Origin of the sequence: unidentified bacterial endosymbiont (assembly GCF_918320885.1) — a bacterium.
Lineage (GTDB): Bacteria > Pseudomonadota > Gammaproteobacteria > Enterobacterales.
The window spans coordinates 1,400,427-1,411,943 of the sequence record NZ_OU907312.1 but is presented as its reverse complement, the minus strand read 5'-3'; the positions used below and the strand labels follow the sequence as shown (position 1 = coordinate 1,411,943).

The 11,517-nt window shown below is 52.8% G+C and carries 14 protein-coding genes; 2 read left to right on the top strand and 12 right to left on the bottom strand.

The window, feature by feature from the left end; genetic code table 11:
• Positions 1 to 499: 499 nt before the first annotated feature.
• From NL324_RS07190 to NL324_RS07135, 12 genes are all read right to left on the bottom strand, one after another.
• A complete protein-coding gene (locus NL324_RS07190; protein WP_253306656.1) occupies positions 500 to 1,555 on the bottom strand; it encodes a phage late control D family protein in 1,056 nt (351 codons plus the stop codon).
• A gap of 3 nt (positions 1,556 to 1,558) precedes the next feature.
• Positions 1,559 to 1,765, bottom strand: coding sequence for a tail protein X (locus tag NL324_RS07185; protein ID WP_253306657.1), 207 nt, complete (start codon positions 1,763 to 1,765; stop codon positions 1,559 to 1,561).
• Complete coding sequence (locus NL324_RS07180; protein WP_253306908.1) at positions 1,740 to 2,642, bottom strand: phage tail protein; 903 nt, start codon at positions 2,640 to 2,642, stop codon at positions 1,740 to 1,742. The genes NL324_RS07185 and NL324_RS07180 overlap by 26 nt, the downstream gene beginning before the upstream one ends.
• A gap of 59 nt (positions 2,643 to 2,701) precedes the next feature.
• Complete coding sequence (locus NL324_RS07175; protein WP_253306907.1) at positions 2,702 to 3,649, bottom strand: Rpn family recombination-promoting nuclease/putative transposase; 948 nt, start codon at positions 3,647 to 3,649, stop codon at positions 2,702 to 2,704.
• Between the two features lie 45 nt (positions 3,650 to 3,694).
• Positions 3,695 to 5,890 (bottom strand): phage tail tape measure protein, encoded by a 2,196-nt coding sequence (locus NL324_RS07170; RefSeq protein ID WP_253306906.1) that lies wholly within the window; start codon positions 5,888 to 5,890, stop codon positions 3,695 to 3,697.
• 46 nt (positions 5,891 to 5,936) lie between these two features.
• Positions 5,937 to 6,266 (bottom strand): phage tail assembly protein, encoded by a 330-nt coding sequence (locus NL324_RS07165; protein ID WP_253306662.1) that lies wholly within the window; start codon positions 6,264 to 6,266, stop codon positions 5,937 to 5,939.
• A gap of 11 nt (positions 6,267 to 6,277) precedes the next feature.
• Entirely contained in the window at positions 6,278 to 6,781 is a 504-nt protein-coding gene (locus NL324_RS07160) for a phage major tail tube protein (RefSeq protein WP_253306663.1), read from the bottom strand.
• The gene (locus NL324_RS07155; protein ID WP_253306664.1) at positions 6,778 to 7,995 is read right to left on the bottom strand and encodes a phage tail sheath subtilisin-like domain-containing protein; all 1,218 of its coding nucleotides are present in this window, start codon (positions 7,993 to 7,995) and stop codon (positions 6,778 to 6,780) included. Before NL324_RS07155 ends, NL324_RS07160 begins: the two co-directional genes overlap by 4 nt.
• A gap of 84 nt (positions 7,996 to 8,079) precedes the next feature.
• Positions 8,080 to 9,096 (bottom strand): phage tail protein, encoded by a 1,017-nt coding sequence (locus NL324_RS07150; protein ID WP_253306665.1) that lies wholly within the window; start codon positions 9,094 to 9,096, stop codon positions 8,080 to 8,082.
• A 2-nt stretch (positions 9,097 to 9,098) separates the two neighbouring features.
• Positions 9,099 to 9,731 (bottom strand): phage tail protein I, encoded by a 633-nt coding sequence (locus NL324_RS07145; RefSeq protein WP_253306666.1) that lies wholly within the window; start codon positions 9,729 to 9,731, stop codon positions 9,099 to 9,101.
• The gene (locus tag NL324_RS07140; RefSeq protein WP_253307137.1) at positions 9,724 to 10,611 is read right to left on the bottom strand and encodes a baseplate assembly protein; all 888 of its coding nucleotides are present in this window, start codon (positions 10,609 to 10,611) and stop codon (positions 9,724 to 9,726) included. The genes NL324_RS07145 and NL324_RS07140 overlap by 8 nt, the downstream gene beginning before the upstream one ends.
• Entirely contained in the window at positions 10,605 to 10,922 is a 318-nt protein-coding gene (locus NL324_RS07135) for a GPW/gp25 family protein (protein ID WP_253306667.1), read from the bottom strand. Before NL324_RS07135 ends, NL324_RS07140 begins: the two co-directional genes overlap by 7 nt.
• Before the next feature lie 77 nt (positions 10,923 to 10,999).
• Here NL324_RS07135 and NL324_RS07130 point away from each other — a divergent pair, with 77 nt between their 5' ends.
• Positions 11,000 to 11,254: a type II toxin-antitoxin system Phd/YefM family antitoxin gene (locus NL324_RS07130; RefSeq protein WP_253306668.1), complete on the top strand. Its 255-nt coding sequence runs from the start codon at positions 11,000 to 11,002 to the stop codon at positions 11,252 to 11,254.
• Positions 11,251 to 11,505 (top strand): Txe/YoeB family addiction module toxin, encoded by a 255-nt coding sequence (locus NL324_RS07125; RefSeq protein ID WP_253306669.1) that lies wholly within the window; start codon positions 11,251 to 11,253, stop codon positions 11,503 to 11,505. The genes NL324_RS07130 and NL324_RS07125 overlap by 4 nt, the downstream gene beginning before the upstream one ends.
• The last annotated feature ends 12 nt before the right edge of the window (positions 11,506 to 11,517 follow it).

The following is an 11,517-nucleotide window of genomic DNA, read 5'->3' as shown; positions in this document are numbered from 1 at the left end:
CTCAGAGAGCAAAATAAGGGCTTAACGGGGTAGGGGAGCTGGAAGGCAAAGTCCGGAACGATCAGCAGCGCGTGCCCAATGGCGCGGGGTTGGGCGAAAAAAAAACCTCAGCAGAGAACGGCTGAGGCCTGGAGATTGGTGGAGCAGCGGCAGCCGGCAACCAACCCGCTCTCCACAATGGATAATAGCCAGTGAGGGTGGATGTGTATATTGCTGGTTTGGGGAAACCTTGGCTGTAATGGCCTACCGCTAAATCTGCTTTAATCACAATTTTCGCACTCATGAAATTGGCCAAATTGCAAGGCATGTTTACAACAATCGACCGTTTGATGGAATATCAATTGTATTAAAAAGATTTACTTAAAACCCGTCTAAATAACTTATAAAAATTGTTTCTATTTTCCTATAGACTTTATTTTTTGAAAGTCTTTGATCATATTATTCAAATAGATCCCTAGGGCAACTATATAGTCTACCAAGCGATGATGGCCAGCGATCCTTACTGAGGCGCTTCAGGGATCTCAATCAGCAGGGGTGGTTGTGGTTTTGAGGGCTGCCCCAGGTTTGCTTTCCCTGATTGACCTGCTGAAATCTCAATTGAGGTAGTCCAACTGCGCTGTGTAAAGTGGTTGGTCACTGATTCGATGAGATAAACTCCATCTGCCTCTGTTTTAAAACCACTTAGTTTGATGAACTTCTCTGCCACTAAGTCTCCACGGCCGCGCAGCTCCAGCGTGCCACTGGCAGTCTCTCGATTTAAGCGGGCGAGGGCGGCCTGGGCCGCTGCGGTAGCTAGGCTGGCATTCGCGTAGGTATGCCGTTCAGCATGTACTGCCCCTGCTGAAGTGATGGGAGCCTCTGGATTGGGGATTTCAATGGTCACCTGCTGTCCGGTTTGGCTATCATGGGCTTTGGCAAGGACCTTGGCGACGCTCGTTCGATTAGGAAACAGCAACCGAAAATTAGCCACCTCATGGAGGGTTAAGCTCGCCAGCGGTAACTCTCCGCCACTAGCCTGCTTGCCAGCCGCCCGGGGTAGCACCAGCAATTTTCCCGCCTTGAGGGTGGCGGTGGCGTTGTATTGGCGGGCTAAACGGCTTAAAAAATTTAAATCAGATTCCCCCACTTGATCAGCACGGGTCACCAGGGTTTCAATCGGGCAAGTGGCTATCCAACCTTGGCGGGCGGCAATCGCTTGGACGATATGTGACAATGTCACCTGTTCCCAAGCTTGCGAGCGACTGTTTTTAGCGGTCCCCGCCATCGCGGTCGAGGTGCCCCGTAGTGTTACTGTACGCGGTGGGCCCGTGAGTTCAATTTCATCGATAGTATAGTGGCCCATTACTGTTAAACCGCTGCCTTGCCAGCCCAAGGAGAGGGTTAAGCAAGCACCTTTGCGCGGAAAAGCAATCTTGCTATCACGATCATCTAGTTTGATTTCACAGCTATCTGCCGCCAAAGCGACCCGATCGATCACCTGCAAGCTCAGGAGCCGATCTTGAAGTAGGGGGGTGATATCCTGGGCATCCGCGATGACTTGAAATAGGGGCCGCATCGATCAGCTCCAGAGGTGGATGGTCTCGCTGCGTGCAGCTGCCAGCTCAGGGAAGCGCAGGGTGACGCCTGCTGGGTAGGGTTGCGGTAGGGCACTCAACCCAGGATTCGCCCTCAGTACCGCTTCTACCGTGCCGTTTAAGTGGCCGTAATGAGCGTAGCACAGGGTATCTAAGAGATCCCCTTCAGAACTTCGTATAATCGTCGCCATAGCGTTTAAACTCCACGCTGAAGCTCTGTTTGCGGGGCACGCCATTCGCTAGTAGCGCTTGCTGTTCCTCATCAATGGCCGTGAGATACCAGCGTCCCAAGACATCCCCATAGCCCATCACCAATTCGACCGGCTTCATTTGGAAGCCAATCTCTCGCAACGCATCTAACTGAGCAATACCAGAAAACTGGGTAAAGACCACGCCACTCAAGGTGATGGTTTCACCCCCTTGATTGACCGCTTGTAAGGCATCGGGTCTCCCCAAACGCTCTTGTGCGATCACGTTATAGCTAATTTTGCGCTGTAGTTTGTCAAAGGCGGCGGTCGTTAATCCAAAAAAGTAGCGCTGCCCCTGTTCAGCGATCAAGACCAGCAAATGAGAGCGAGGCCCGGTCAACGTGGGCATTAAAGTTGAGCTCCGTTGAACGATGCTCTGCCGTTGGCCTAGCGCTTGGCCGCTCCCCAGCTTGCTCTGCAGGGCCTGCAAGCTGCTGCTGACAGCCTGTTTAGCTTGGCTGATTGATTGGGCAGAAGCACTTAACTGGCTGTTAGTGTTGACCGCGGTGTTGATCCCTTGATTTACCAGCCGCAGGCTGCGGTCGATCTCAGCTAATCCAGCGCCCATCCGTGAGATCCCCCGCGTGATGGCGTTCCGATCAGCCGATGAGCTCCCCCCGGCTGAGACCAGTTTAGCCAGGGTGGATAATTGACTAGCAGTCCCAGAGAGCGCTGAGCTACTCTGAGCAGCCACGCGTAGTGCACTGCCGTCGGCGTGGGATTGCGTGACTAGCTCACTAAAACGATGGGTCTGGCCAGCAGCACCGGCAATGGCAGTGGTCGATTGAGAGATGAGGTTAATAATCGAGGTGTTTGACATACAACACCCCGTGGTTTGATTGCATTCGTATCAGCGAGTTCAGTAGCACTACCCCCTAATCAATGCAGGTGTGATAACTCTTTTTTAGCCAATCCAGTGATCTGCACAATATCCTCTAGCGACATGCCTTTCTTCAACATACGCTTGGCTATCTCATACTTCTCTTGTTGAACACCCTGTTGCATACCCTGTTGCATACCCTGTTGCATACCCTGTTGCATGCCAGCCTGCATCCCACGCTGCTCTAATTGTTGTCCTGCTGTTAGCATCGCCTCTTTCTCCTCCGGTGCTACCTGGGTCAGCTCGTCGATCACCTCATCAAGTGATTTTGACCCTCTATACGTTAATAGTATATACCTGTAAAGGGCCAGCTTAAAGTCAGGAAAATTATCCAGCCTATCACTAGCAAACAGCTGGTGCAGTTGGCTTTTTACTTTATCTAGAAAGTGCTCTCCGCGGTTTTTGGCATCGCGCAGGGGCCATTCCAGCAAGGCAGCCGCTCCATGAGAGGCGATCTCTTCATCGGTCATGGCTGAAATATCAATGACTTGGTGCGCTTTAAACATGATTTGCTCGGCTAACTGCGGCTGGTTAAATAGATCCCATAGTTCGGATGAAACGGGGTAGGGAGATGGGTGGCCGTGATAGACGAGCACTGGCAGCACCAGCGGCAGTTTGCGGTTGCCTTGCTTTAAATGATAACGCATTAATGCCGTGATGTATTCGTGCATTCTTAGCGGCATTAGGCGATGAGAGGCGGATTGGTGCTCGATGATCAGGTAAAGATCATCTTCGCCCTGGTTAATTTTGCACTGAAAAACCACATCAGATTGCAATTTTTTAAGCGGGGCCGGTAGTAGCTCATGATTCACCAAGGTTAAGGTGGAGAAATCCATTAATCGTTGAATCTCTTTGGGTAAATGAATCTTTAGAAAATCGATGACCAGCTGCTTTTCCTGCATAAAGCTTTTGTAAAACAGATCATGATGTTGAGATTTTTTTGCCATCTAGCAGTCCTCACTGCGCTAGCGGTTTCCAGGGCAGTGCATCGATTAACTATGTGCGGTATCATACCATGCGGTGCGCTGTTGCTGCTGGTGAAATTGTTCGAATAGGCTGTGCAAGTGGGGCATCAGATCGTTGGCGAGTTGCTTGGGATCTTTCATCTCACCCTGCACGGTGACTTGTACCGTTGGTGAAAACTGTAGCTGCTGATTGACCGCTGCTGGCGGCTTATCGGGTACGCTGATAGCTGGATGAGCTGCCTCTGGCAGCGGGGATTCACTGCCAAATAGTGATTTCCCTAACCAGCCACCTAATTGACCACCGCCTAGGGTGCCCACCACGCTACCGAGTACCCCGCCAATGGCGATACCGATGGGGCCGCCCCAGGCGCCGACTAAGGCGCCTAATTTAGCACCAGCTAAGCCCCCCGCTAAGCCGCCGACGGCATCGCCGTAACCGGCCCCTTTTTCGGCACTGGTGGTGGCGTGCTGAGCAGTGTCATAGATTTGATAAGCCGTACTCCCGAGAGCTAAGGCACCCCCCAGATAGCCGCCAGCTTTGCCAAGGGCACCTCCCACTTTACCTAGTGTGGATTTGCCTAAATTGCTGATACCCCCTGGTTGGACTTTAGCTATCCCTCCTAATAAGGTGCCCTTGGCGACTGCCATTGCGCCTTTGCCGATACTCCAGCTGGCTTGTAGGGCTTTTAAGCCGATAAAGCCACCAGCTAAGGTGGTGATGGCGGCTATCGCCAGCGGTGCTTTTTCTGCTAGGTTAGCTAGCCCTAGGCCGAGCTGTTTCAGCAGGCTGCCAACGGTGTCGGTCAGGGGGCGTAGGGCATCCCCCACCTGTCGTGCGGCTTCATCCCAGGCTTGCACAACCTCAGCCCAGATCTGTTTGGACATCACGCGGCGATCGCGTAAATCTTTGTCTAGTTCACCGCTCACCCCGCTTGCTCCCTTTACCAGTTGATGTAGCAGGGCCTCATTTTGCATCGCTGCCGTGAGAGCGGCTTTGGTGTATTGGTTGGTAAAGAGATCGCCCGCTTTCATCGATTCAGCGAAGGCTTTCAGCATCGCCTGCTTTTTCGCCTGATTGCTCTCTTGGTCGATCGCTGCCAGGGTTTTGGACATCCTGGCAGCTTCTTCGGGATCGCTTTTCTCAATATACAGCTGGACGAGCTTAAAGGAGGCCAGTAGGGGATCCCAGCCTTTCTGAATAAACTGCTGCATCACCGCTGGGTAGTCAATGCCAACCTTTGTATAGCGCTCTTTGGTCTCCATGGCACCCATCTTGGACATCCAGTTCTTCAGGATGGTGGCCGCTTCATCACTGGAGCCAGAGACCTTCATCATCACCTGTAAGGCAGCCCCGGCTTTGACTATGGCTTCAACGCCAGTAATGCCTAGCTTCTTGGTCTCCGCTAAGATTTGTGGGAACCATTTGGCCATATCGGAGGCCTCAAATGAGCCCTCTTTGCCCAAATAGGCAATTGACTCTAACGCCTGTTGCATCTGTTGCGGATCGACAATGCCGGCATTCTGCACCATGGCGGTCATCATGCGGGCGGTATCGCTGCTCTCCGAGCGTTGGCTGACGGAGAACTTGGCCAGACTGGGTGCCAATTGGACTGCTTGCTGCAATTCCATCCCGGCCCCGACCATCTGGTTGAGCGCTTCGGCCAGTTCATTGCGCGCTATCCCAACCTCTGAGGCGGTCTTAGCAATCAATTGGCCAATGCGGGCCTCCTCAGCCGTGCCGGCCTGCCCGGCTTTGATCACGATATCGCGGATCAAATCTTGGTAGTTGGCTGATAACAGGGTCGGTACCGCTACGGTGGCGGTTAATTTTAGGGCATCGCCAAGGGCCTGTTTCCCCTGAGCCATCCCCTGGCTGATGAGTTGATGACCACTGGCCCGCAGCTCTAATCCTTTGGCAGTCCGCCCCAGTTGCTGATAGGCCTGATCCAGGCTCTGTAGCTCAATGCCCGCTTTTTTTAGCGTGAGGAGGTTGCTTTCCAGCTGCCGCTGGATGCCGGTAGCGGCATCATCCCCACTGAGTTTTAGCCGCTGGAAATCGCGCTGTAGCTGTTGGGTCTCCCCAATGGTCTGTTGCCAGAGTCGCTGTTTGGCGGCTTGCTGCTGTAGCGCCTCAAGCTGTGAGCCTGCCTGTTTGACAGCTTTGCCAAGTGAGCCATCGACCGCACCGCCGATGACCAATCCCATTGCGATATCACGTGCCATCGGTTACTCCTCTAGCCACCACAGGGCCTGTTCTAGGGTGAGTTGGTCAATCTCCGAGGGCTGGAAGTGCAGCTCGCGGGCGAGCCGTTTCATCAGTCGGCACAGCGACTGGATTGGCAGCTGTGCTAGGGGAGACCAGGCGAAAATAGCCCTCCTGCAACCGCCGATAGTCGGTAAAGTGCAGTCCCTCTAACTCTTTGGGCGATACCTCCGCTAATAGCCCAAACAGAATCAGCTCGCGCTCTTCAATATCTTGTGGCGCCTGTTTGGCAGCACTACGCATATCCCGCACTTTTGGTGCTCGCAGGCTTAGGCGATCGCGCAGCACGCCATCAAAGGGGGCGGGGTACTCTAGGGTGACGGTTAACTGTTCCATCCAGTAACTCCTTAAAGGCCTAAGGCCACTCGAATAGCGGTTAATTGATCGCGGCCATCAATGACTCGTACCGAGGCTAGGGGGTCAATCTCATAGAGGAGGGCGCCATCCAATTCGAATTTGTAGTAACTGCAGGCCAGCGTAAATTTACTTTCAGCTTTTTCCGCAGGTTTCCAGTCGCCCATATCGACTTCGGTGAGCATCCCACGCATCGTTAAGATACAGGCCTGTACGGCGCCTTTGTGGTCGCGCAGCGCCCCTCTAAAGACACCATTAAACGCACTTTGATCGGCGACACCAAAGCACTGCAGCGCTTGCGGGGCTAGGGTGGATAGTGAGAAGTTGGCCTCTAACATCTCCAGGCCTAAGTCCATTTTGATCGGCGCATCCATGCCGCCGCCGCGATACTCTTCGGCTTTGATTTTGAGCTTTGGTGGGGTGACTTGGGTGGCGACACCCGCAAAGCTGATGCCGTCGATAAACAGATTCATATTGTAAAGGGTTTGCGGAATCATAAGTCGATGATCTCACTAATCCACTGGTTGGTTACTTCAACCCTAAAGTTAGGGTTCTCGGCTGGGGGCACATCCGTAAAGCGAATGGTCCAGTAGACACGTCCCTGCTCTAGCTGAGTAGGGCTGTTGAGGGCTTCATCAGGATAGACTTCGAAGTTGATGATAGCCCCCTGGGCTCTTAAATCGCGCATAAAGGCTTGTACGCCTTCGGTCACCTCTTTGAGATAGGTTTTAGTGATGGAGCGATCGACAGCCCATTGATGGCCCAACAGAAGGGCCTCCATCACCATATCGACGGTGCGTACGCGGGTGATAAAGGCCCACTTGGGATCGCTGGAGCAGCTGCGATTCCCCCATAAGCGATAGCTGCCCTCCCGAATAATGGTGGCGATATGGGCGCTATTGAGCAGGTTGGCGCGGCAGGTGTCATCGCCCTCAATAAATTCAATCGGTCGGGCGGTGCCGATCACCTCTAGCAGCGCTTTATTGGAGGGTGAGGCCCAAAAACCAACTTGGCGATCGGTTTTAGCAAACAGGCCAGCGACCGCGGGGGAGGCGGGGACGATCTGCATCGTGTCACTCTCGGCATCCCAAATTTTTAGCCAAGGATCGACTGCGTAGACCCGTTGACTGCTGATTTCAGCAAAATATTGAATAGCAGCCTGATCATCGCGATTGGGGCCATCAATAATGGCAATGGCTTTTAGCTTATCGGCTAAAGCCTGCATCGCCGTGGCGACGGCTGGGTGTGCTGAGTGGCCCGGGCAGAGGATTAAACGGGGTTGGGCATTGTGCACTGATTTGCCATCCAACAGCACCTGCATCCCGGTGCGCTGCCCCTCAGCTCCGATCCCACCAATCAGAGCAGTCATCAGTGGGCTGGTCTCTGTAGTGGCAGTCGATTTGCGAGCGGGTTTTTCTGCTGCTTCAGGGGCGTGCTCGGTAGGGTTTAAGGGTACCCCCACCGCAACCACCACGGCGGCGGATTGGGCAAAGATGCCGCGAGCAGATTGAGCGATAGCACTACCTGCCCCGAACTGTTGTACTGCCTCCCGCTGGTTGGTGAGTAACACCGGTTGGTGTGGCGGGGCTAATGCGGTCGCCGGGGTATAGGTGTCCACGAGACCAATAATTGAAGCGGCGGGGGTGGCTATCGGGCGTGGTCCACTATCAATCAGCGTTACCGTCACCCCATGGAAAAAAGCACTGGTCATGAACAGTATCTCTCTAAAAAAGTTTACAATAAGTTATTAATCTTTAAAGAAATTCATATTCTTTTAGATAACCAGAAAAATTATTTATGCTAATGGATTATGTTGAGCAAGGAAATTTATTACAAAGTAATAACTTAATACAGTATCCTGACCACAATAAATAAATTCCGCATGTGAAGCGGCGGGCATTTCGAATATACCGGAATTATGAGCATGAGCAGGTGAATATATTGAATTGGAGCCTACTTCAAGTGAAGCACCACTTGCACCATGGTTGGCAATACAAAATTTAGAACCTTTAGGGACAGAAGTGGGTAGTTTAATATTTATTTTACTATCAACCCAAAATATTATAAATGATCCAACATGTATTTCTGATAACTCAATTTCTGTTTCAGATAGAATATTTTCTGAATATTTATTATCTACTAATTGATTTGAACTATTTCTCCTTTTATCAAAAAAGAATACTCCTGAATTATTTTCTAAGGCGGTTTGCACAAATTCAGTCGTCGCAATCGATGAATCTTTACTAAATGGCTGTGGTGTTGGGGTTGTTGGGTGACCTTGTAGAACAGGATCAATTCTAGTTAAATATTGGTGATGTGGATCAGGCTCTGAGACATGTTGATTGAGCACATCAACAAGCTCTTTCCGGGTGGCTAACACAACAGCTGGATCAATGGTGAGGGCTACAGCAGTCGCACTGCTGACGATCAAGACCAGGCGGATCACCTGCGTTCGACCGGCACCCTCTTCTAGCTTGGGCTTGTAGGTCTCTGGGCAGTTAGCCACCGCACAGAGCTCCCCGTGCTCATCAAACAGACCAATTTCGCGGATCCACCAACCGCCAACCTCTTCCCGGAGGATGGCCTCGGCGATCAGGTGGCTACGGTTGTCTGGATCGATGGTGAGACTACTAAGAGCCACTCGATACTGTTCGTGCACTAAGGTAGTTTGTGCTGAATGAAGCGGTGGCAGCTGGCCGTCACCATCGCCCACCGCTAAGTGGGTGAGTTGTATCTGGGCATGATGAGCGATCGCTGCGGTGATTTTAGCCTCGCCCAGCGCGGTTAATAATGCCCCGTAGTGTTGTGACACTGCTATTCTCCATGAAGTGAGTCTAGGGGGTGAATCACCAGCAGATCACCGTCAAAACAGCCTACTGTCGCACAATAGAGAGCGGGTAGGGCTGGATCGTCGATGGGGCCTAGCAATGCTTGGATCACCAGCAGATCGCCGTCAAAACAACCCAGTTGCACGGAGCAATGACCTAACGATTTAACAGCGATGGTGAGCGCATAGGGGCGGCTGGCGGGTTTGGCATCATCGAGTAGCCGTTGCAGCTCGAGATAGGTCTCCTCAGAGATCCCGGTCTCTATGACAGACAATACAATAGTAAAGGTCCCGGGCGCTCCTGGTGGCGTGGTTTGCCACCACTCAGTAATTTTAAAATCCCCGGCAAAGGGGGCGATCACCCGTTTTAAGGCGCTGAGGGTGCCCTTGTGCTGATGGATATAGAAGGCGTTGCTGACCATCAAGCGTTTGGTAGCTTCTGGCCAGTTGGGATCCCAACGATCTACCGAACGGGCCCAGGCGAGATAGGGCAGCAGCGCTAAGGGGCAGTGTTCCGGGCTCCAGAGCTGGGTAATCGGCAGCGGACAGGGCTGATTGAGGGTATCGGCTAGTGCGCGCTCCAAGCGCGTGGCATTAGGTGGCAGCAGCTGGCTACTCATCAGCACCTTGGTAGCTGAGGTCAATCTGTTCACAATAAGCGGCTTGTTGACTACTTAAAATTAGATCGTCCGTGGGCGCTATCAGCTCGATCCGCTGTACCCCCTCTACATGCAGGGCGGCAAACAGCGCTGAGCAGCGAATATCCCGCCCCAAGCGCTGCAGCTGCTGGGTATACTGGATCACCTGTTGCCGGGAGGCGGCCATAATGGGCTCGATGGCTGGTCCTGGATAGAGCCATAATCCGGCGTTGATGCGATAGGGGACGATCTCGGCAGCTTGGACGGTTAGCCGATCGGCCACTGGTCGAACCGCCTCACCGGAGAGCGCCTGCTCAACCGTGGTCAGTAACTCTGTGGAAGCGGCGCCACTAGTCTCACTGGAGAGCAGGGTGACAACCACGGTGGCGGGTTGAGGACTCTCGACACTGGCATCAATCACCCGGCCATCGGCTGACAAGGCCCGATAGCGATAGGCGGCGCGGGAGCCAGCCACCGATAGCCCTTCAAACGCCTGCGGTACCCGAGCGCGCAGGCTGCTATCGCTCTCATAGCAGGGCGCCACGGGCGGGTTAGCCTGAGGATCGCCTGGAGTCACGAGTAGCCTGGAGACATTGACGTTAGCCGCTAACTGCTCTAAATCGGCACCGACGGCAAAAGCCAATAACACGGAGCAGGCGGCATCATTAATGCGGGCTCGCAGCTGGAGTTCCCGGTAGGCGGCCAGCTCTAGTAGTTTGATCACGGGATCGGATTCCAGTGGGGCCTCCCAGCGCTCGCCCATCAGAGTACGAAACAGCGCTAACAGCTGCTGATAAAGGGTCTCAAAGTCTAGAGACTCCACCACCTCAGGGGGTGGCAGTTGTGCCAGATCGATCACCAGGCCATCACTAAAACGATTGGCGCCGCCGCATAGTGGCCCCGGATATTAAAATGAATGGAGCCCTCAACAATGGCTTCCACCTGGACTGCCGTGAGTTTGAGCCGCGGCTCCCAGCGGCTGATGGCCCGGGCAGCTTCTGCCTGCACCGCGGAGATCCAGCCGCGGTTAATTGGTAAATCGACATAGCGTGGTAGCTCTGAGCCATACTCTGGTCGCATGCGGCGGCTGCCGAGCGGGGTGGTCAAAATATCTTTAATGGATTGCTGCAGATGGGCGATCCCAGACAGCGGGGCACCACTACTGCGATGCATGCCAGTTAATTCCATTGGTACAATCAAAAAATATAGGTACAATAATAAGTACCGATAGTAAACAAGAGATCACCCTGATGCAGAGTTTGAGTTACTCTTTTTTTCGTAGTCATATGGCAAGCACCTTAGATAAAGTGAACGATGACCATTTACCCGTACTGATCACGCGACAAACTGGTAAGCCAGCAGTTGTGATGTCTCTCGAAGATTTTAGATCTTATGAGGAAACAGCCTATTTAATGGCCAGTCCTAAAAATGCGGTAAGATTGAGTCAATCTATTGCTGAAGCAGAGGCTGGAAATGCTGTTCAGCAGGGGTTAATCGAAGCGTGATCGTCGCCTGGACAGCTGCCGCGTGGGAGGATTATCTCTATTGGCAACGACAGGATAAACAACTGCTCAAAAGAATCAACATGCTGATAACGGCGATCCAAAGGCAGCCTTTCCAAGGGATAGGCGATCCCGAACCGTTGAAGCACCAGTGGGCTGGTTACTGGTCACGTCGAATTGATCGTGAACATCGACTGGTTTACAAATTTTCCGATAAAACCACTACTATCGTCCAATGCCGATATCACTATTAAAATATCTGGTTT

Coding starts and splice junctions, on each gene's coding strand:
- NL324_RS07190 (WP_253306656.1), bottom strand. CDS start 1,555: ATGCGGCCCCTATTTCAAGTCATCGCGGATGCCCAGGATATCACCCCC.
- NL324_RS07185 (WP_253306657.1), bottom strand. CDS start 1,765: ATGGCGACGATTATACGAAGTTCTGAAGGGGATCTCTTAGATACCCTG.
- NL324_RS07180 (WP_253306908.1), bottom strand. CDS start 2,642: ATGTCAAACACCTCGATTATTAACCTCATCTCTCAATCGACCACTGCC.
- NL324_RS07175 (WP_253306907.1), bottom strand. CDS start 3,649: ATGGCAAAAAAATCTCAACATCATGATCTGTTTTACAAAAGCTTTATG.
- NL324_RS07170 (WP_253306906.1), bottom strand. CDS start 5,890: ATGGCACGTGATATCGCAATGGGATTGGTCATCGGCGGTGCGGTCGAT.
- NL324_RS07165 (WP_253306662.1), bottom strand. CDS start 6,266: ATGGAACAGTTAACCGTCACCCTAGAGTACCCCGCCCCCTTTGATGGC.
- NL324_RS07160 (WP_253306663.1), bottom strand. CDS start 6,781: ATGATTCCGCAAACCCTTTACAATATGAATCTGTTTATCGACGGCATC.
- NL324_RS07155 (WP_253306664.1), bottom strand. CDS start 7,995: ATGACCAGTGCTTTTTTCCATGGGGTGACGGTAACGCTGATTGATAGT.
- NL324_RS07145 (WP_253306666.1), bottom strand. CDS start 9,731: ATGAGTAGCCAGCTGCTGCCACCTAATGCCACGCGCTTGGAGCGCGCA.
- NL324_RS07135 (WP_253306667.1), bottom strand. CDS start 10,922: ATGCATCGCAGTAGTGGTGCCCCGCTGTCTGGGATCGCCCATCTGCAG.
- NL324_RS07130 (WP_253306668.1), top strand. CDS start 11,000: ATGCAGAGTTTGAGTTACTCTTTTTTTCGTAGTCATATGGCAAGCACC.